The organism is Haloarcula sp. NS06 (genome assembly GCF_051122755.1).
Lineage (GTDB): Archaea > Halobacteriota > Halobacteria > Halobacteriales > Haloarculaceae > Haloarcula.
In genome coordinates this window covers 1,396,179-1,414,533 of sequence record NZ_CP184844.1, presented here as the reverse complement: position 1 = coordinate 1,414,533, position 18,355 = coordinate 1,396,179, and the positions used below count along the sequence as shown (strand labels likewise).

General features: G+C 63.2%; 18 protein-coding genes and 1 pseudogene. 12 read left to right on the top strand and 7 right to left on the bottom strand.

The window, feature by feature from the left end:
- Positions 1-18: 18 nt before the first annotated feature.
- Positions 19-405, bottom strand: coding sequence for a RidA family protein (locus ACODNH_RS11075; RefSeq protein WP_306710259.1), 387 nt, complete (start codon positions 403-405; stop codon positions 19-21).
- A 71-nt stretch (positions 406-476) separates the two neighbouring features.
- Here ACODNH_RS11075 and ACODNH_RS11070 point away from each other — a divergent pair, with 71 nt between their 5' ends.
- Positions 477-572 carry a hypothetical protein gene (locus tag ACODNH_RS11070; protein WP_004960365.1) on the top strand — a complete coding sequence of 32 codons (96 nt, stop codon included), beginning with the start codon at positions 477-479 and terminating at the stop codon, positions 570-572.
- Positions 573-1,358: a DUF7089 family protein gene (locus ACODNH_RS11065; RefSeq protein WP_306710257.1), complete on the top strand. Its 786-nt coding sequence runs from the start codon at positions 573-575 to the stop codon at positions 1,356-1,358.
- Positions 1,359-1,406: 48 nt separating this feature from the next.
- Here the strand turns inward: ACODNH_RS11065 and ACODNH_RS11060 are convergent, their stop codons facing one another.
- Positions 1,407-2,534, bottom strand: coding sequence for an ORC1-type DNA replication protein (locus tag ACODNH_RS11060; protein WP_306710254.1), 1,128 nt, complete (start codon positions 2,532-2,534; stop codon positions 1,407-1,409).
- An 83-nt stretch (positions 2,535-2,617) separates the two neighbouring features.
- Complete coding sequence (locus ACODNH_RS11055; RefSeq protein WP_306710252.1) at positions 2,618-4,696, bottom strand: helix-hairpin-helix domain-containing protein; 2,079 nt, start codon at positions 4,694-4,696, stop codon at positions 2,618-2,620.
- 141 nt (positions 4,697-4,837) lie between these two features.
- On the opposite strand from ACODNH_RS11055, the gene larE reads away from it, so the two are divergent.
- Positions 4,838-5,719, top strand: coding sequence for an ATP-dependent sacrificial sulfur transferase LarE (gene larE / locus ACODNH_RS11050; protein WP_306710250.1), 882 nt, complete (start codon positions 4,838-4,840; stop codon positions 5,717-5,719).
- A gap of 222 nt (positions 5,720-5,941) precedes the next feature.
- Positions 5,942-6,214 carry a hypothetical protein gene (locus ACODNH_RS11045; RefSeq protein ID WP_306710248.1) on the top strand — a complete coding sequence of 91 codons (273 nt, stop codon included), beginning with the start codon at positions 5,942-5,944 and terminating at the stop codon, positions 6,212-6,214.
- A gap of 107 nt (positions 6,215-6,321) precedes the next feature.
- Here the strand turns inward: ACODNH_RS11045 and ACODNH_RS11040 are convergent, their stop codons facing one another.
- Together ACODNH_RS11040 and tatC are read right to left on the bottom strand one after the other, a co-directional pair.
- The gene (locus tag ACODNH_RS11040; RefSeq protein ID WP_306710246.1) at positions 6,322-6,951 is read right to left on the bottom strand and encodes a histidine phosphatase family protein; all 630 of its coding nucleotides are present in this window, start codon (positions 6,949-6,951) and stop codon (positions 6,322-6,324) included.
- A gap of 1 nt (position 6,952) precedes the next feature.
- On the bottom strand, positions 6,953-8,572 hold the full coding sequence (gene tatC / locus ACODNH_RS11035) for a twin-arginine translocase subunit TatC (protein WP_306710245.1): 1,620 nt from the start codon (positions 8,570-8,572) through the stop codon (positions 6,953-6,955).
- Positions 8,573-8,676: 104 nt separating this feature from the next.
- On the opposite strand from tatC, the gene ACODNH_RS11030 reads away from it, so the two are divergent.
- From ACODNH_RS11030 to ACODNH_RS11020, 3 genes are all read left to right on the top strand, one after another.
- Positions 8,677-10,872, top strand: a complete 2,196-nt coding sequence (locus tag ACODNH_RS11030; RefSeq protein ID WP_306710243.1) for a twin-arginine translocase subunit TatC — start codon at positions 8,677-8,679, stop codon at positions 10,870-10,872.
- A 274-nt stretch (positions 10,873-11,146) separates the two neighbouring features.
- Complete coding sequence (locus ACODNH_RS11025) at positions 11,147-11,323, top strand: ribbon-helix-helix domain-containing protein (RefSeq protein WP_008307016.1); 177 nt, start codon at positions 11,147-11,149, stop codon at positions 11,321-11,323.
- On the top strand, positions 11,313-12,011 hold the full coding sequence (locus ACODNH_RS11020; RefSeq protein WP_306710483.1) for a queuosine precursor transporter: 699 nt from the start codon (positions 11,313-11,315) through the stop codon (positions 12,009-12,011). Before ACODNH_RS11025 ends, ACODNH_RS11020 begins: the two co-directional genes overlap by 11 nt.
- A gap of 18 nt (positions 12,012-12,029) precedes the next feature.
- Here the strand turns inward: ACODNH_RS11020 and ACODNH_RS11015 are convergent, their stop codons facing one another.
- On the bottom strand, positions 12,030-12,821 hold the full coding sequence (locus ACODNH_RS11015) for a 23S rRNA (uridine(2552)-2'-O)-methyltransferase (RefSeq protein WP_434531372.1): 792 nt from the start codon (positions 12,819-12,821) through the stop codon (positions 12,030-12,032).
- Positions 12,822-13,130: 309 nt separating this feature from the next.
- Here ACODNH_RS11015 and nirK point away from each other — a divergent pair, with 309 nt between their 5' ends.
- The 4 genes from nirK to ACODNH_RS10995 all read left to right on the top strand — a co-directional run bounded on the left by nirK (position 13,131) and on the right by ACODNH_RS10995 (position 16,670).
- Entirely contained in the window at positions 13,131-14,216 is a 1,086-nt protein-coding gene (gene nirK, locus ACODNH_RS11010; protein WP_306710239.1) for a copper-containing nitrite reductase, read from the top strand.
- A 159-nt stretch (positions 14,217-14,375) separates the two neighbouring features.
- Positions 14,376-15,119 (top strand): DNA polymerase sliding clamp, encoded by a 744-nt coding sequence (locus tag ACODNH_RS11005; protein WP_007187874.1) that lies wholly within the window; start codon positions 14,376-14,378, stop codon positions 15,117-15,119.
- 6 nt (positions 15,120-15,125) lie between these two features.
- The gene (locus ACODNH_RS11000; RefSeq protein ID WP_434531371.1) at positions 15,126-16,022 is read left to right on the top strand and encodes an alpha/beta fold hydrolase; all 897 of its coding nucleotides are present in this window, start codon (positions 15,126-15,128) and stop codon (positions 16,020-16,022) included.
- Between the two features lie 36 nt (positions 16,023-16,058).
- Positions 16,059-16,670, top strand: a complete 612-nt coding sequence (locus ACODNH_RS10995; RefSeq protein WP_306710235.1) for a DUF7139 domain-containing protein — start codon at positions 16,059-16,061, stop codon at positions 16,668-16,670.
- A 13-nt stretch (positions 16,671-16,683) separates the two neighbouring features.
- Here the strand turns inward: ACODNH_RS10995 and ACODNH_RS10990 are convergent.
- Positions 16,684-17,639, bottom strand: a pseudogene (locus tag ACODNH_RS10990) (DUF4382 domain-containing protein).
- A gap of 192 nt (positions 17,640-17,831) precedes the next feature.
- Here ACODNH_RS10990 and hjc point away from each other — a divergent pair.
- Entirely contained in the window at positions 17,832-18,350 is a 519-nt protein-coding gene (hjc, locus tag ACODNH_RS10985; protein ID WP_434531370.1) for a Holliday junction resolvase Hjc, read from the top strand.
- Positions 18,351-18,355: the final 5 nt, after the last annotated feature.

The window sequence follows — 18,355 nt, the reverse complement described above, 5'->3', positions numbered from 1 at the left end:
CGACCCGTCTCGACGGCGTCACTCGCCCTGCGCGACGGCTTCGACTTCGACGACGGCCTCGGGCGTTGCCAGCCCGCTCACTTCAACCATCGTCGCTACAGGACGAACGTCGCCGAAGAACTCGCTGTGGGCCTCGCCGACCCGTTCCTGATTGTCGATGTCGGTGACGTACATCCGAGTCTGGACCACGTCGTCGATAGCGGCATCAAGGGCTGTCAGTGCATCCGAGACGATTCCGAAGGCATGTTTCGTCTGTTCGTATGGGTCACCCGGCGCGACGACCTCGCCTTCGTCGTCCGTGGCGATGGTGCCGGCGACACGGACAGTATCGCCAGTGCGTATCGCCCGCGAGTAGCCAACCTGCTGTTCCCAGGCAGTCCCCGTCGAAGTGCGTTCGCGACGCATACTCGATACTCGCTTCGGATCCCGAAAATCGTTTCTCAAGTTTTAATGTCCGGCCCGAGATACTCATTGGCATGAGCAAGGCCACAAAAATTGTCCTCGGAACAATCGGCGTGTCGGCACTACTGTCGGTCGGCATCATCATCAACCTCGTCCTGTTCTCGGCGTAGATGTTCACCGAGCGCTCACTGGCCGGCGAGCTGCCGGCCGTACGTGACGCCTACGCCCCGAAGGCGCTCGTACTGAACTGCGACCGTGACTTCGAGACGCTGGACCCCGCAGTCGCCGAGGAACTCCTGCTGGTGACCGACAGCCTCGACCAGATTTCCTACGACGGTGCGTGGCTCCCGACCACAGCGCCAGAGGTGCTACAGGAGTACATCGGGAACGACCTCACCATCGGAATGCCCGGCGACGGCGGCGTCGCCTGGACGCGCCAGACGGTCCCGCCCTGCGTGTTCGTCAAGCCGCGGCTGGAGACCTCACCGGACGACTTCGTCTCGTTTCTCGTCGCCGAGGCGCTCGTCGAGGTCAGTCTCAACGAACCCGAGCATTTTCTGGGCTTTTTCGGCGAGCAGTACCCGGAGTTCGTGGCTGCCACAGAGAACCATCTCGATGCGAACGCCCGATACCAGCTTTCAGCAGCGGTGTATACGGCGTATCTCGGGCTCCAGACCCGGGCGGAGTTCGCCGACTGGGCTGATGACTATCCGGATCTTTACGCGGCGTGGGATGACGCCGGCGAGCGCCTGCAACCCCGCCTCGAAGATCTCCCCAGCGAGATCGCACAGGGCCAGACGGAGTTCGCCGCGGCCGCCGAACTTGCCTGCAGCGGCATCAAGCACGGACTCGACCTCCCCGCGCCGTTTGCCGCACTCGACACCGACGCCTATCTGGAGTACGGCGCTGACTACGCCGTCCAGTGGGCCGAGACGACGTTTGAGAAGATGGAGTAAGCCGGCTTTATTTCGGTGGTTCGGCAGAATACGATTGACTACGTTGTGCTACAGCCGTTCCAGCACCGCGTCGGCGTCGTAGTTGAGCGTCAGTTCCCGTGAGCGGCCTCGACCTTCGACGTTTGTGTAGTCGGCATCGATGATGTCGAGCTGGTCGAGCTTGTTGATGATCTCAGAGTACCGAGTGTAGCCCAAGTCTGTCTGCTCTGAGAAGGCGTCGTAGATGTCGCCGGCCTGCTGGCCGTCGTGGGCCGCGATGACCTCCACGAGCGCGGTTTCCGAGTCCGACAGCTCCCGCAGCCGGCGGGAGAGGTGGACGTATTTTGACTTGTCGTAGGCTTCCTCGACGTCCTCGGTTTCGACGGAGCGGGAGGCGCGCATCTCGGCGTTCATGCCGGCCCGGCGCAGCAGGTCGATGCCGACCCGGAGATCACCGCCCTGCTCCTCGGTCAGTTCGGCGACACGATCAAGCACTGTGGGGCCGACGACACTTTCGTTGAATCCCCGGTCGGCACGCTCGCCCAGGATATCTGCGATTTCGGCCTGTCCGTACGGGTTGAAATACACCTCCTCCGGGCGGAACACGGACTGGACGCGTGTATCGAGGGCGTCGATGACATCGAGTTCGAGGTCCGAGGAGACGCAGATGACACCGATTTTCGCGCCGGAGTGGGCCTCGTGGGCGCGCAGCAGCGAGTACAGCGTGTCGCTGGCCTCGCTCTCGTAGAACAGGTAGTTCACGTCGTCGAGGGCGACGACGAGCACCTCGTCTTCCTCGACTAGTTTATCGGTAATCTGGGAAAACAGCTTCTTGAAAGAGATGCCCGAGGAGGGCGGTTCATAGTCGAAGATCTCGGCGAACAGCCGCGAAAAGACGGCATAGCGCGTCGAGTCCATCTGGCAGTTCACCCGGACGGTTTTCACGTCTGTCTGGGCGGTGAGTTCGTCGAACAGGATCTGGGCAGCAGTCGTCTTCCCTGTACCGGGCGGCCCGCGGGCGATGACGTTGAGCGGGCGCGACCCCCGGACGGCCGGCCGAAGCGCGTACTTCAGCGTCTCCATCTGGGTGTCCCGGTGTTTGAACGTCTCCGGGAGCCAGTCGATTTCAAAGACGTGTTCGTCCCGAAAGACGGACTCGTCCCAGCCGAGCATCCGGTCCTCGGGGTCGTCGCTCATCACTTTCACCGAGCTTCGCGGCCCACTTAACCATTTGCCACAGCTTCACCCACAGTGACAGGTCAGTGCGTCTCAGGCGGTCACTACTCGAACTTTCCGAGCAAATCACTGTAGAATCCATCGGCATCGTCGGTCCCGTCGTCGGCGAGCTTCTCGACGATGAGTTCCGGCGTCGAGCGGGCGAGCTTCCCCTTGACCGGGGAGCGCTCAACGCGCAGCTTGCCGTCTTCCAGCCCTTTCGCCTCGATTCCGTCGATACTGATGTCGGTTTCGGCGGCCGCGCGGATGTCGCGTGCGAGGTGTGATACGAAGATAGCCGTCGCCTGCCGTTCACCCAGCGCTTCGAGGATGCCGGCCATAATCTTCGCGCTGGCGCCGGGCTCGGTGATCGATTCGAGTTCGTCGACCAGCACCATCACTGGGCGGTCGTCGGTCCCAGCCGCCGGATCGTCGCTGTCTGTTGTTGCATCGCTGTCAGCCTCTGTCCCGTCCCCATCCGCTGCCGCCGGCGACCGATGGTCCACGTCCGCAACGAGGTCACCGAACTCCCGCAACGTAGCTTCGAACGCACCGGCGTCCAGCGTCCCCTGGGTCTTGGCGTGGTAGTGGAGTTCGGAAATCCGACCGATTCGGGCCGACTCCGCCGGGACGGGCAGGCCCATGTGGGCTAGGGTCGTCACCAGCGCCACGAGGTCCAGCGTCGACGTCTTGCCACCGCTGTTGACCCCGGAGAGGACCGTCACGCCCTCGACAGTGTAGTCGACAGGCTCGACGTTTTCAAAGGGAACATCCAGCAGTGGAGAGCGCCCGCCCTTGATGGCGACGCCCTCGGACTCGGTTAGCTCAGGCATCGTGCAGTCAAAATCGTCGGCAAAACGGGCGATCGCCAGCTCCACGTCGAGTTCCAGCGCGGCATCGACTAGCGCGGCGGCGTCGTCGCGCATCTCGGCGAGGTCGTCGGCCAACTCTCGCTTCCGGCGGGTCGCCCGCTGGTCGCGCGCGGCGGTCAGTTCCTCTCGGAGACGGGCAACGACGTCTTCACTGTGTTCGACGGGGTAGGCGGGCTCGTCAGGGAAGGCTCGGCGCGCTGTCGCCTCCATGTCCCGGAGCGCCAGCGCGTCGACGAGGTGGTCGCGGGCCTTCTCGACAGCCGCGGCGTACTCGTCGGCCAGTTCCCGCTGGAGCAGCGAGTCGACGCCCGCCCCGCGTTCGACCAGCGATAGCAGGTCCGTCCCCTCGATAGTCACGTCCTGTTCCTCGATAGCCTCCCGGAGGTGGTCGTTGGCGACACTCTCAGCCGTCGACACCGCCGCGTCGAGGTCGTCGACAGCAGTGGCGAGCCGGTCGAGTTCCTCGTCGCCGCTGACACTGCCGTCTTCATCGAGCTGGTCGAGCGCCGACAGGAGCGTCTCTAGGTCACACGGCGCGTCGAGGTCGGCGACGCAGTGGACCTCGGCGGCGGCCCGTATCCGGTCGCGGTTGCGGGCGAAGAAGGTGAGTACGCGTTCCGGAACGACGGATTCGGGCTCTTCGAGCGCGTTCGGCTCCACCCGTACGTCGCCCTCGATGTCGACGCCGGCGAAGGCCTCATCCAGCGCGACGACCGTCGAGTACGAGCGGGCGAGTTCGGCCAGCTGACGGGCGTCGTCGACGACCTCAACGCTGACCTCCGGAATCGCGGCCTGTGCGTCGGCGTAGCGCTCGGCGTCGCGGGTCGCCAGACAGCGGTCCCGCACCCGCACGTCACCGGGTTCGGCCAGCGGCTCGACGGCCGAGAGGGCGTCGAGAACTGCCGGGTCGGGCTCGCGGGCCATCGCCGACTCGGCGAACGAGCGGACTTCTTCGATACGGCTACGGATGCCGCTGGGATAGATCGTCTCCAGTCGCTTCGCGGCGTAGTCGGTTACCGTCCGGTCGGTCAGCAGGGCCAGTGCGTCCTCGTGGATCTCTCGGGCGCGTTTCGTCGCGGTGAACCCACCAGGGTCGTCGTGTTCGGCCCGGATCGCGCCGCGAGCGATACGGGCTGCCCGGCCCTCGCTGATACCCGGTGCGCGTGCAAGCGACGCGACGTCGCCGTCCCGGAGTGCTGCCTCCGGGTCGTCCAGTTCCCGGAGCGCCGCGGCTGTCTTCGCCCCGACGCCCGGAACCGATTCGAGCTCCATCTGCCCGCCCATTCGACGCCAGCGAGAAAAAACCCGTTGCCAGCGGTTCCGGCGGCAGCGGAGCGGTCAATACCGCTCCGGCCCGGTCAGTCAAACACCGAACGCGAAGGCGTTTTTGCGCTCCACCGAGAAAGAAATTCCATGTCTGCTGTTTCGGAGAAGCTCGCGGCCGCCCGCGAAGACCTCAAGTCGCGAGACGGCGTGCTGATCGCCTTCTCCGGTGGGGTCGATTCGAGTGTCGTCGCCGCACTGGCGCACGACGCCCTCGGCGACGACGCCATCGCCTGTACCGCCAAATCTGAGACGCTCCCCGCAGCCGAGCTTACGGACGCGACCCGCGTCGCCGAGGAAATCGGCATCCGTCACGAGATCGTTGAGTTCTCCGAACTCGACAGCGAGGAGTTCATGCAGAACGACGACATGCGGTGTTACCACTGCCGGTCGATGCGGCTGGGCGCGATGTACGACCGCGCCCGTGAACTCGGCATCGACGTGGTGTGTGATGGGACAAACGCCTCCGACGTGGGCGAGGGTCACCGTCCCGGCCTGCGCGCCGTCGAGGAACTGGACGCCTACTCACCGCTACTGGAACATAACATCGAGAAATCCGAGGTCCGTGAGATCGCCCGCGAGTACGACCTTTCGGTCGCCGACAAGCCCTCGATGGCCTGTCTCTCCTCGCGGATTCCAACCGGCCTCGAAGTCACGGAGGAACGACTCTCCCGCGTCGAGAAGGCCGAGCGCCTCCTGCGGACGTGGGGCTTCGAGCAGTTCCGCGTGCGCGACCACGACGGCCTCGCCCGGATTGAGGTCGGCGAGGAAGAACTCGAAACCGCACTCGACCCAGACTTCGTCCGCACTGCTCGCGACCACATCGAAGACTGCGGCTTCGACCACGTCACGCTCGACCTCCACGGGTACGAAACCGGCAGTGTGAGCCCGGAAACAGAAGAACCAGCCGAAGAAGAGGCCGAGGACGTGGTTAGCAACGTTTTCGACGCCGACTATCCGTCCGTCGATTGACGGCGTAACCCTTCTCAAACCAGTGCGTCACGTCAGCCATCGCTTCTACGTTGGGCGATCAGACGCGCAAAGTAGCGCTTTCGTTGTCATTGAAAGTATGAGATAAAGTACAAGTGTAGCGGTACAGTCGGAGGAAATACAGACCACAGTGGACCGCGGTCGGGCTGAGTTCAGTGATATGCGCGGCCAGCCTCGAAACACGGCAGGAATACCACGTTATATATGCTTGTTGACCTATTTCTTGATTCGGCGCTTCTCGTACTCGGCATCTTCTCGTTGTTTGCCATTCCGGTAGTTTTCGCGCAATCGACCGAAAACACGGACGCCGAATCCAAGTTAGAACGTGTCGCACCGTTGCTTCTCAGCCTCTCGTACGTACTCTCGAAGCTCGTTCCGGGTCGGTTCGTTACGGTATCCCCGGGCGTGGAGAGCGCCGTCGGGACGTTAACACTCGTACTCCTTGTCATCAGTGTCTATTTCATGTTCGTCAGATAGCCAGCACCACAGCGCGGCGACTACTCGCAATCGCTCGTAGTTCAAGATTCACCGACGAGAGTACAGGGCGGTTTTTAGATCGTATCGCATCAAGCAACAGTAAGCACTCAGTCTAGCAACGTTCGCCAGCCAGTCATCTCCTCGTTGACCAGTGCAGGACCGTCCTCGTCTAATCGAATTTCGTTGGCTGCGCAGTTCGGCTGTGAGCTTTTGGCCAGCGCCGCATCCGGGTCAACATCGGTGAGTTTTGCCAGCAAGACCTTGATGACGCCGCCGTGGGTGACCACAAGCGTCGTCTCACCGGCGTCGGTGGTCGCGATTGCCCGGTCCCAAGCCGACTCGACCCGTCCGCGGAAGGTCGGGATGCCCTCGCCGCCTTCCGGGGCTGCGTCGAGTGAGATGACGCTCGCGTCCCGGTCGTGGTCGGGGAACTCATCAAGCAGTTCCTCCGCGTACAGGCCCTGCATGGTCCCAAAGCCCCGCTCACGCCAGTCAGTATCGAACTCAGGGTCGGGCAGACCACCGTAGCCGTCGTTGGCTGCGGCGGCCGTTTCACGGGTCCGCCGGAGGTCCGACGCGAAGACACGGTCGACGCCGTAGCGCTCATCGAGCCATGTTCCGAGCGCCGTGGCCTGCTTCTGTCCCTGGTCGGTCAGCCGACTCGGGGCCCAGCCCTGGATGCGTCCGTCTCGATTCCACGTCGTCTCGCCGTGCCGGGCGACAAGTAGGGTTCCCATCTTATTCACCCCGGTTTCGCCAGCGCGCGACGGCGATGGTCCCCTCATAGAGGATGACGAGGCCGGCGGCGACGGCGATTGCGGCGTTTCTCGGGAGGCTGAACTGGTTGATGAGGCGGAACAGCGTCGGGTCGGGGCTGCCGAGGTAGCCGACGACGATGGCGACGGCCCACACCGGCAGGCGGGCGGCCCGGAACCCGCGCCAGAGTTTGACCGAGCCGTAGTAGTTCTTGTTCACGTAGGCCAGCGCCTCGAACAGGACGATCATCCCACCGCCGACAAGCATTGGCGTGGCGTTCCCGAGGCCGACGGCTGCGAGCGTCTCAGTAACTGTGGCTGGCAGTTGCTCATAGTAGCCCGTCGGGACCGGTGCGGGGCTGAGGACGTAGCCGGCAATACCGGCGGTCAACCACGCAACCGGGCGGCGCGCGGCGAGGTCGTCCGCTGTCGGGACCGGCGACGTACTGCCGGTCCAACGAAGGAGCAGCAGGGTCCCCTCGAACAGCCCGATCATCGTCACGGCGACCATGAGCGGGGCCATCCCAGTCGGGTCCGGGCTGAACAGGAATGCCACAGCGGCGAAGCCACCCCAGAAGTACAGCCGCCGGTCCTGCAGCCACTGGCGGGTCGTCACGCCCATCATCACTGCGAGCATCACGAACAGCGGGATCTGGAAGATGAGCGCGAACAGCCCCAGCATCAGGATGATGAGGTTGAACGTCTCGCTCAGGCCAAAGGCCAGGTCGGCTGCGCGGTCGGAGTAAGTAATGAAGTAATCGAACATCGCCCGCAGCACGGCGAAATACGCGAAGCCAACGCCGACAGCTGCGAGAACGAGGCTTGTCGGAACCGCAGCCAGATAGTAGCGGCGCTCGCGGGGGTACAGCCCCGGTCGCATGAACAGGTACGTCTGGTAGACGAACACCGGCAAGGCGACGATAAAGCCGACTAGCGAAGACACCTTGAGACGCGCCAGAATGAGCGCGAGCGGGTTGTACACGTTCGGGCAGTCAGCGCCCGCGACAGCACTGCCGTCGACGTTCGTCGCGACCTGTCCGCAGGCCTCGGCCGGGCCGTCGAGGAACGAGTACCACAGGAAGTTGATGAGTTCATCGGAGTACGGCAAGGCGATAACGGCGACGACGGCCATCACGCCGACGACGACGAACAGCCGCATCGCCATCTCCTCGACGTGGTCGGCCAAGGGCATCTCCTCGTCGTCGGGTGCGCCCTCGTCGACGATATCGTCGTCGGGGTCGTAGCTCGGTGCATTCCCGCCGCCGGTTGTCGGCGCAGCACCACCGGCACCGGCCGGTGACGGCGTCGGCTTGCCCCAGTCAGTCGGAACGTCAGCCGGGACAGCAGCGGAGATATCTGACGCGTCCCGGTCGAACAGCCCGTCGCTGGATTCGGCTTCTGTCGGCGCGGCATGCGAGCCAACAGTGTCCTCGTCACCGCCGGCCGGTGCGGGACCGGGGCTGGTCACCTCGTCCGCCTCCCGGTTGGCATCGGCCTCGGCAACGGGGTCAGTAGGGGGTGACGAATCGTCGGACTCGTCGTCAGACGGTAGCGGCGGCTCTTCGGGCCTGCGTTGCTCGTCGTCCGCATCACCGTCCTCCATCTGTCCCGGGCTTAGACGGTGGGTGTTGTAAACTTTCTTTTCGAGCAGTGGCTGTCACCGGGATGAATAAATTGATAACGCCCACTGGGCTAGGCACAGAGAAGATGGCGAGTGCTATCGACGAGGACACCGTCCAGACGGTCCAGAGCGGGCGTGCGACGCTCGGTGCGATGCTCCGCTCGGCACAGGTGCACCTCCAGAAGGTGTTCATCGTCTTCGTCATCGGGATGATCGGCACGATCATGGGACTGCAGTACGGCGTCTGGGACACGCTGCGTGCTGATCTCCTGTACTCGCAGATGGACCTCACCACCCAGGAGGCCACGAGCATCGTCGCGGTCACACCGTTCGACGTCATCCTCCTGCAGGTGAAAATCGGAGCCGTCATCGGGATTCTCATGTCGCTGCCGCTGCTGATCTACTTCGGCCGCGATGGGCTCCGACAGCGCGGCTGGTGGCCGGCCGAACACATCCCGACCTGGAAGGGCGCGCTGTTCGTCAGCATAAGTCTGGGCCTGTTTTTCGGCGGTGTCGCCTACGCGTACGAACTGTTCTTCCCCCTGATGTTCAACTTCCTCGCCGGGGACGCGTTCAAGGCCGGCTTCACGCCGCAGTACTCCATCGTCAAGTGGTTCCAGTTCGTCTTCCTGCTGGCCGTCTCCTTCGGGCTCGCCGCCCAGTTGCCGCTCGTGATGACGGTGCTTTCCTACACTGAAATCGTCCCCTATGAGACGTTCCGGGACAAGTGGCGCTACGCGGTGATGGGGATTTTCGCCTTCGGGGCGCTGTTCTCGCCGCCGGACCCCTTCACCCAGATTATGTGGGCCGCACCGCTGTGTGGCCTCTACGGGATCAGCCTCGCGCTGGCGAAGCTCGCGATGCTGGTCAGGCGCTCCGGTGATCTGGTGAGCACGTGGAGCGTCGCCCGCGGACACTGGAACACGATTCTCGGCGGTGCAGTGCTGGGCGGCGGCGTGGTGTACTACGTCCTAGCGACGCCGGCGTTCCAGTACATCCAGCAGTTCGCCGAGGTGTTCCCGTCCGACCGGCTCACCGGCGATATCCAGCCGCCGGCGCTGTTCGGGCTCCCGGTCGAAAGCACAGCGCTGCTCATCGCCGCCGTATTCGGTGTCATCGGTGCTGTCGTCGTCCTGTACTACCACGTTCTGACCGCACTGTCAGAGAAAGCCGGTCCCGGTCAGGTCGGTGACCCGACGGCCATCGACATTGGCGAACTCAACGCCTCGGCCGTCGAGGTCGCGCCCCCCGAAGTGTTCGAGGAGATGACCGAGGACGAGGCGCTCGCCCACGCCGACCGCGCTCTTGCGGACGACAACAAGGAGAAAGCTCAGGCCGTCCTCGACCGCTGGGACATGGCTCACGAGGACGACACAGAGTCGGAGGGTGAGAGCGGCGGTGCTGACGGGGCCGCCGAAGCGGACGAGGAGGAGACAGGTGTGTTCACCTCGACGACCGCCGGTATGGTCGATGCCTTCACCGAGGACGAGACAACCGAAGACGAGATCGGCGGCTACTACTACGACATCCAGTTCATTCTCAGTGCGCTGGCGTCCCGGGCGTTCGTGATTCTGGGAATCTTCGGGGCGGTGCTCGCCGCTGCGTTCCTGTTCCTCTATCAGGGCGGCATCGGGTCGATACAGCGGACGTTCGTCAGCCGGCTCCCGCCGGAGATGGCCGCCGACGTGAGCATCGTCACGCTCCACCCCGTGGAGCACCTCGTGTTCATCGTCAAGTTCTCGACGATACTCGGAGCCGTCTCCATCATCCCCGTGGTGCTGTACTTCGCGTGGCCGGCGATGCGCGAGCGGGGACTGGTCATTGGGAACCGTAACATCCTCGGCGTCTGGGGCGGAACGCTGTTCGCCGCACTCATCGGCGGAAGCCTGCTCGGGTTCCTCTACGTGGCCCCGATGACCATCTCCTGGATCGCCTACGACCAGCTGAACTCGAACATGGTCATCGCCTACCGGGTGAGCAACTTCGGCTGGCTCGTGTTCTTCCTCACCATTGGGATCGGCCTGCTGGCGGAGATTCCGGTGACGATGTTCCTCTTCCATAAGGGCGGCATCATCCCGTTCCGCCTGATGTACGAGCGCTGGCGGGAGGTCGTCATCGCCATCGTCGCCCTCTCGGCGATTCTCTCGCCAAGTGGCATTTTCACGATGTTCATCGTCGGCATTCCCACGGCGCTGGCGTATATGCTCGGGCTCGGTATCCTCTGGGTGTACACGCTGGGCGGCCGGCGGACGACGAACCGCCGAAGCGAACCAGCTGACTGATAGCTGTGCTCGGCGACGAGTCGCGAACCGTTATTCGACGATGATCGCACCGCCGTCGCAGTCGTGGAACGCTCAGGGATACTCGTAACGGCCCGTTATCTCGATAACAGCCCCGCGAGGCTCTCCCTCCCCCTAACCGGAAATCCGAGCTGTTTCTCCATCCGTCCTGTTGCGAGTGCAGTAGCTCTCGTGATGCCCAGAAACTACCTGTGAGTCGACACGCCTGGCCAACGAACCACAGTGGCTAAGCATATGCCCAATATATTCTCCAGATATGCCCAAGATAAGCGTCGAAGTTCCGGCGGAGTTGCTGAATGACATCGACAAGCACGTCGGCGAAGACGGGAAGTTCGTCAATCGAAGCGAGGCTATCCGCGCCTCAGTCCGAAAAACGCTCGACGTGCTTGACGACATCGATGAGCGCCAAGGACGACTCGACGATGACCAGTGAGCGGTCGGAGGCGGTGCGCGTCGGCCTCGTCGCGCTGTTCGTGACAGCGCTGGTTACCTCACAGGTGACCGCCTCGAAGCTGCTTGCGTTCTCGCTGCCGTTCTCACTCCCGCTTGCCGGGTCGACACTTGTCCTGCCCGGGGCAGCGCTAGCGTACGCGCTGACGTTCTTTGCCTCCGACTGCTACGCCGAACTGTACGGCCGCCGGGCCGCGACCGTCGTCGTCAACGTCGGCTTCGCGATGAACTTCGTCCTGCTGGCGCTGGTCTGGAGCACGATTCTCGCCCCCGGACTCCCACAGGCGGCCCAGCCGGTCGATCTCGCGGCCTTCCAGAATGTGCTCGGGGCGAGCACGGCCATCGTCGTTGCCAGCCTGTCGGCCTACGTGATAAGTCAAAACTGGGACGTGTTTGTCTTCCACTGGCTCAGGGACCGAACGGACGGCAAAAAGCTCTGGCTCCGGAACATCGGCTCGACAGCCACCAGCCAGCTCATCGACACGGTCATCTTCATCGGCGTCGGCTTCGTCCTGTTTCAGGGGGTCCCGCCGGCCGAGGCGCTGGCGCTCATCGTCGGCCAGTACCTCCTAAAACTCGCTATCGCCGTTCTCGACACGCCGTTCGTCTACGCCGTCGTCGGCTTTGCCCGGCGAAACAACGTCGTCTCGACTCCAGCAAGCGCCGATTGAAAAACGACTGGAAGCGGCTTACTCGACCGGCTCAGCGAACGCGTACCGCGGTTTCACGTCATCGATTCGGACCTCGACTGTTTGGCCGTCTTCGACGCCGCTGACGAACACGGTGAAGTTCTCGATCTTTGCGATACCGTCGCCCTCCTCGCCGATATCCTCGATAGTGACTTCGACAACATCGCCCTCGCGGACCGGCCCAGTCAGGCGGTGTTTCGCCACCAGATACAGCTCCGAGGAGGAGTCCCGCGAGGCGTCGGGACGGACCTCGCGGACGTACTCGAACTCCGGTTCGATATCGGCGATGAGGTCGTCGAGGTCCTGTCCGTCGAACACCTTCGCACAGAAGTCCCCGCCAGCGTCGAGCAGGTCCGTCGCGACCTCGAAGGCCTGCCGGACCAAGTGGACCGACCGGGCGTGGTCGAGGTCATACTGGCCGGTCATGTTCGGGGCCATGTCAGAGATGACAACGTCGACCGGACCAGCGCTGCCGTTGCTTTCACCGACGATTTCTCGGATCTCGTCTTTCGTGCTATCTTCGGTCATGTCGCCGCGGACGTACTCGACGGTCGGCTCGGGATCTTTTAGGTCATCGATTGTCTGGCGATCGACACCGACGAGCGTCCCGCGGTCACCGATGCGCTCGGCCGCGACCTGCATCCAGCCGCCGGGTGCCGCACCGAGGTCTACGACGGTCCGTCCCTCACCGAGGAGGCCGGCTGTGTCGTCTAGCTGCTGGAGCTTGTAGGCTGACCGCGCACGATACCCCTCCTGCTTCGCCCTGTTGTAGTAGTCGTCTTTGCCCGACATGATTACCACACACCACGTGCGTCTCGACCGCCGAAAGATGGCGAACGCGTAGTCATAGTACCACGGAGGCGGTCAGCGCTCAAATGGATGCCGACTCAGAGTTTCCGGTCGAACTGCTGCGCGACAGTTACCAGTCGGTTGTTCCGAGGAAACCGGGATAGCGTTCAGTTTTCATAGGTATATTACCACCAACCCGAACACGTTCAGTGTCGTTCTTACCGCACAAGAACGCGTCTCAGCGGCTGAGATTCGCCGTCCCCATATATACAGGTTGCGCGCTGAGTCCCATCTGTAGGAAGTGACCTCCCAATGTCAACCATTCCGACGACGACGCGGAGGCGGGTGTTAGAAGCCTTGGGCGTCGGCACGGCCGCACTTGCGGGCTGTGCCAGCGCACCAGGCGCAAAAGAGCAAGCGACCGAAGCGGAGACGACCCCTCAGGAGCCAGCTATGAACGCCGCACAACAGACCGACGTCGACCGTATTGCCGCTGACCCGACCGCAATCCCAGACCCTATCGACCGGTCGGAGCCAAAGACCGTGTCGGTCGAGATGACCACCAAAGAACAGGTCGCAGAGGTCGAGCCGGGCGTCACCTACACGTACATGACGTTCGGTGACCAGATCCCAGGTCCGATGATTCGAGTCCGTCGGGGCGACACCGTCGAACTCACCATCACGAACGAGGAGGGGAACTCGATGCCCCACAACATCGACCTCCACGCCGTCCGCGGCCCAGGGGGCGGTGCTGAGGCGTCGATGGTCACGCCGGGCCAGACCAAGACGTTCCGGTTCAAGGCCACCTACCCCGGCGCGTTCATCTACCACTGCGCCGTCCCGAATCTCGATATGCACATCTCCTCGGGGATGTTCGGGATGATACTCGTTGAGCCGAAGGAGGGGCTCCCCGAAGTGGACCACGAGTTCTACTTCGGCCAGCACGAGCTGTACACTACCGGTGACACCGGCGAGAAAGGGCACCACGACTTCGACATGGAGGCGATGGCAGCCGAAGAGCCGACGTACGTCCTGATGAACGGCGAGAAGTACGCCATCACGCCGGACCGATACGGCTCGCCGAGTATGTCGGTCGGCGACACCGCTCGCGTGTACTTCGTGACCGGCGGGCCGAACCTCGACTCCAGTTTCCACCCCATCGGGTCCGTCTGGGACGAGGTCTGGCAGCAGGGCGCTATCGCCGGGCCGCCGAACAAGTACGTCCAGACCACACCGGTCAAGCCCGGGTCTTGTGCCATCACGACGCTCCACGCCGAAGTGCCCGGCCCGATCAAACTGGTCGACCACGCACTCTCTCGGGTCGCCCGTAAGGGCACGATGGCCATCATCAATCGCGAAGGGCCAGCAAACCCCGACGTGTTCGAACCAGAGGCCTGACCGCGTCGCCGGAGTAACGCTCTGCGCTGCTGCTTCGTGTTCTGATCGGTCACTCGATAGACAGTCATCGGTTTTCGTAAACGCCCACCCGCGGTCGCTCGCGCGCACGCGGTTTCAATGAGGGACTTTTTAATGGATGGGGGCATAGTCCGGTTCAAGATGTTCAACGCCATCGTGAGCGCAGACACGCTCCAGGCGACTCTCGACTCTGTGAGCGTGCTGGTGGACGAGTGCAAGATCCACCTCGAAGAAGACGGGCTGGAAATTCGGGCAGTCGACCCGGCAAACGTTGGAATGGTCGACCTGCGGCTCGACGCGGCGGCGTTCGAGTCCTACGAGACTGACGGTGGGCTCATCGGCGTCAATCTCTCCCGCCTCGAAGACATCGCCGGCATGGCCGACGCCGGCCAGCTCGTCCACCTCGATCTGGACGAAGAGACGCGGAAGCTCCACATCTCTATCGACGGTCTGGAATACACCCTCGCCCTTATCGACCCCGACTCCATCCGTCAGGAGCCCGACCTCCCGGATCTGGACCTCTCGGCAAACATCGTCATCGAAGGGAAGGACATCGACCGGTCGGTGACCGCCGCAGACATGGTCAGCGACCACATCGCACTGGGCGTCGACGCCACCGATGAACTGTTCTACGTCGACGCCGAGGGCGACACCGACGACGTCCACCTCGAACTCACCCGCGACGACCTCATCGACCTCACCCCCGGGGATGCTCACTCGCTGTTCTCGCTGGATTACCTGAAGAACATGAACAAGGCCATTCCGAAAGACGCCGAGGTCGAGATGGAACTTGGCGAGGAGTTCCCCGTTAAGATGCACTTCAGCTTCGCTGAAGGGCAGGGCCGGGTCACGTACATGCTCGCGCCGCGCATCCAGAGCGAATAACGACGGATGCCCTCCGCGCCGCCAATTCCGGCCACTGACTGGCTGCCGGACGATTCCGAAACGGAGACACTCTCGCTCCCAGACGGTCGGCAGCTGGCCTACGCCACCTACGGCGACGCCGACGGCTATCCGGTCCTCTTCTGTCACGGTACTCCCGGATCACACGTCGCCGCACGGCTACTCGCCGCGCCGGCTCGCGAACGCGGCATCAACCTCATCGCTCCGGACCGACCGGGCATTGGAAACTCGGAAGACGCTTCTGTCACGCTCAAGGACTGGCCAGACGACGCCGCGCACCTCCTGTCCCATCTTGATGTCGACACGGCTGGTGCCGTCGGTTTCTCCGGCGGTGGCCCGTTCGCGCTGGCCTGTCACCGACTGCCAGACATAGAGCGCGTTGCACTCTTAGGCAGCAGCGGCCCGCCGTCAGTCGGCGCGACAGGGCGTGTACAGCAGTTCGTGGGGGCACTGTCCCAGCACGCTCCATGGGCGCTCGGGCGACTCTTCCGGCTGCAGCGATGGTTTGCTGTCCGCAGGGACCCGTCCTACGCCGTGGGGTTAGTTGCTGATGAGACACCGGAAACAGACGACCTGGCAGCTGACAAGGTGGCTCGGATCGTCCGTGCGGATATGCTCACGTCGATGGCACGCGGTCCAAGCGGGATTATCCGCGAGCAGCGACTCCTCTCACAGCCATGGCCATTTGCCCTCGAAGATATTTCAGTGCCGGTCAGCGTGTTTCAGGGGCAAAGCGATGCCAACGTTGCCCCGTCAACGGGGAACGCCCTTGCCCAACGGCTTCCAGACGCCTCGCTCGAACTCGTCGACAGCGACCATCTCGGTACGTTGATAGCTGCTGGCGGCGACGCATTGGACGCCGTACAGCGTCGAACGCGCGTCTGACGTAGCGTTTTGTGGGTCGGGTACCAACGGGCCGGTATGGAGGACCTCAGGGACGCGTACAGCAACCGGCGTTGGGAGGGCCGCAACCCTCGCCGCGTCGTTGCCGGTGCGACCCTGGGGGGTGTCGGCGCGCTGGCAGTGGTTGTGGCGATACTTCTTGTGACAACTCCGCTGTCGGCAGTGGTCGGCGCAACTGAACCCCACGCCGCCGAAAAGCTCGGCGGGACACTGGGCGGCCTCGGCATCCCCGCGATGTTTCTGAGCGTCGTCGCCGTGCTCCCTTCAAGCCGCCGGGAGCAGAGCGGTGTCGCCGTCGGCGCGATTCTCTGTCTGGTCGGAATCGGACTGTTTCAGGTCGCGTATCCCTACAACTGGACGGTCGGCGAGCAGACACTGGCCTTTGAGACGACGATGGCGTACTTCATCGGGACGTGCGTGGCGTTCTGGTTCGTCTTCACGGCGATGGCGAGCTTCCGGCGCCGGAACAATCCACACGGCACAGTGAAACTTGAGATTTCGCACAAAGGCGAAACGAAGACTGTGGAGGTATCCCCCAAGGAATACAGGCGCTACACGCAGGCGGTTCGCGGCGATGGCGGCACGACCGATGAGGTCATTCAGGAACTGGAGTCACGAATCGAAGACTAAGCGTCCCTGAGCGCTACTCGGCGGCTGTCGTTTCGTTGCCGCGCTGGTTCGACTCCGGCGTCGAGTCGCGCTCAGTTTCATCGATTGCTGTTGTCTCGACCTCGGCCTCTTCGTCGCCGGTATTATCGCCGTCCGTCTCCGTCTCGTCAGCCTCGTCTTCCGTACTGTCGCTGCCGACCTCCTCAACAGCAACGTCCTTGCCGGCGACCCCGCTTTCCGAGATGACCGGCAGGAGGTTGTAGCCGCCGTTGCCCTTCTTGACGACATTGATGTCGAAGACGAAGTCGACCGATTCGCCAGCAACGACTTCGAACGGCTTGGTGAGCTGGAGCTTCTCGCTCGGAATCTTTACATCGACCGATTCGCCGTTGACGACCCCGTCAACGGATTCAGCGTACAGTTCGATCTTGCTGTAGCGGCCCGCTTCGAGTTCGCCGTCGAGGACGCCGATGGCTTTGTCCCCGACGACTTCGGTGAGGTCAACGGTTGCGCCGTCGAGGTCACGAACCTCGAAGCTGCTGTCGCCGCCGTCAGCTTCCTCGTTCTTTTCCTCATCCGTGTCTTCGTCCTCACCCTCAGTGTCGTCATCGTCCGCTGTCTCGGTTTCAGCCGCCTCGGCCGTCTTTGTGTCGGTCGCTTCAGACGTGGCTGTTTCCGTCGGTCCGGTTTCGGTCGCGTCGTCGCTTTCGTCCGTCTCTTCGCTGTCTTTCGCGTGGAAGATGCGAGCCCTTGAGAACGACACATCAAGCGAGCCGAAGTCGCCGATAGCTGCGGGCTGGTCGCTGATGAGCAACCGGAACGTCCCAACGGTACTGCCGTCGTCCGTCATCGCATCCGCGTCAGTAGAGCCGCTGTCACTGCATCACCGCTAGTCCCATCGGATTCGTCGGAGGTGCTCGACCCGGAACAGCCGGCGAGGAGACCGACGCTGACGCCAGCGCCTGTCGCGATGAATCGTCGCCGTCTCATTGGCTCCACCTCGTGTGGTTGGTTGCCGACGATACTGTCGCTGCTGTTGCGTACGTAGTCATTCCATGACGTGGGATGGCGTTAGCCCGTATATGCCCCGCGATAGGTCAAATCGAGGTGCGGCTCTCTGAACGGAATGAACGGTCTGGCTGTATCTGAACGGTTTTACCCCCGTCGCGCCACGACCTGATAATGGCAAACTCGAACGCGAAGGGTGACCGCCGCGAGCGCGAACTGGTCAACGCACTCGACGAGGCGGGCTTTGCAGTGATGCGCGCGCCGGCGAGCGGCAGCGCGACCGAGCGGGAACTGCCGGACGTGCTCTCAGGCGACGGTGAAACGTTCTACGCTATCGAGGCGAAGTCCAGTGCTGGTGACCCCATCTATCTCACTGGTGAAGAGGTCGAGGCGCTGCTGTTTTTCGCCCGGAACTTCGGCGCAAAGCCGCGTATCGGCGTCCGGTTCGACCGCGAGGACTGGTACTTCTTCCACCCGGCTGATCTCTACACCACCGACGGCGGCAACTACCGCGTCAAAAAGGAGAAAGCTCTCTCTGACGGGATTGACTTCGATGAGTTCGTGGGCAACTCCGAGAAGGTCACGCTTGACGAGGTGGGCGACGACGGCCCCGACCAGAGCGTGCTAGATGTGCTGTCGGCCTTCGAGCGCGGCGACCTCGACAGAGAGGAAGCTGCGGCAATGCTGGAGTAGCGGTT

Excerpts from the sequence above, each read along its gene's own strand:
- ACODNH_RS11075 (WP_306710259.1), bottom strand. The coding sequence starts at position 405 with ATGCGTCGCGAACGCACTTCGACGGGGACTGCCTGGGAACAGCAGGTT.
- ACODNH_RS11070 (WP_004960365.1), top strand. The coding sequence starts at position 477 with ATGAGCAAGGCCACAAAAATTGTCCTCGGAACAATCGGCGTGTCGGCA.
- ACODNH_RS11065 (WP_306710257.1), top strand. The coding sequence starts at position 573 with ATGTTCACCGAGCGCTCACTGGCCGGCGAGCTGCCGGCCGTACGTGAC.
- ACODNH_RS11060 (WP_306710254.1), bottom strand. The coding sequence starts at position 2,534 with ATGAGCGACGACCCCGAGGACCGGATGCTCGGCTGGGACGAGTCCGTC.
- ACODNH_RS11055 (WP_306710252.1), bottom strand. The coding sequence starts at position 4,696 with ATGGAGCTCGAATCGGTTCCGGGCGTCGGGGCGAAGACAGCCGCGGCG.
- larE (WP_306710250.1), top strand. The coding sequence starts at position 4,838 with ATGTCTGCTGTTTCGGAGAAGCTCGCGGCCGCCCGCGAAGACCTCAAG.
- ACODNH_RS11045 (WP_306710248.1), top strand. The coding sequence starts at position 5,942 with ATGCTTGTTGACCTATTTCTTGATTCGGCGCTTCTCGTACTCGGCATC.
- ACODNH_RS11040 (WP_306710246.1), bottom strand. The coding sequence starts at position 6,951 with ATGGGAACCCTACTTGTCGCCCGGCACGGCGAGACGACGTGGAATCGA.
- tatC (WP_306710245.1), bottom strand. The coding sequence starts at position 8,572 with ATGGAGGACGGTGATGCGGACGACGAGCAACGCAGGCCCGAAGAGCCG.
- ACODNH_RS11030 (WP_306710243.1), top strand. The coding sequence starts at position 8,677 with ATGGCGAGTGCTATCGACGAGGACACCGTCCAGACGGTCCAGAGCGGG.
- ACODNH_RS11025 (WP_008307016.1), top strand. The coding sequence starts at position 11,147 with ATGCCCAAGATAAGCGTCGAAGTTCCGGCGGAGTTGCTGAATGACATC.
- ACODNH_RS11020 (WP_306710483.1), top strand. The coding sequence starts at position 11,313 with ATGACCAGTGAGCGGTCGGAGGCGGTGCGCGTCGGCCTCGTCGCGCTG.
- ACODNH_RS11015 (WP_434531372.1), bottom strand. The coding sequence starts at position 12,821 with ATGTCGGGCAAAGACGACTACTACAACAGGGCGAAGCAGGAGGGGTAT.
- nirK (WP_306710239.1), top strand. The coding sequence starts at position 13,131 with ATGTCAACCATTCCGACGACGACGCGGAGGCGGGTGTTAGAAGCCTTG.
- ACODNH_RS11005 (WP_007187874.1), top strand. The coding sequence starts at position 14,376 with ATGTTCAACGCCATCGTGAGCGCAGACACGCTCCAGGCGACTCTCGAC.
- ACODNH_RS11000 (WP_434531371.1), top strand. The coding sequence starts at position 15,126 with ATGCCCTCCGCGCCGCCAATTCCGGCCACTGACTGGCTGCCGGACGAT.
- ACODNH_RS10995 (WP_306710235.1), top strand. The coding sequence starts at position 16,059 with ATGGAGGACCTCAGGGACGCGTACAGCAACCGGCGTTGGGAGGGCCGC.
- hjc (WP_434531370.1), top strand. The coding sequence starts at position 17,832 with ATGGCAAACTCGAACGCGAAGGGTGACCGCCGCGAGCGCGAACTGGTC.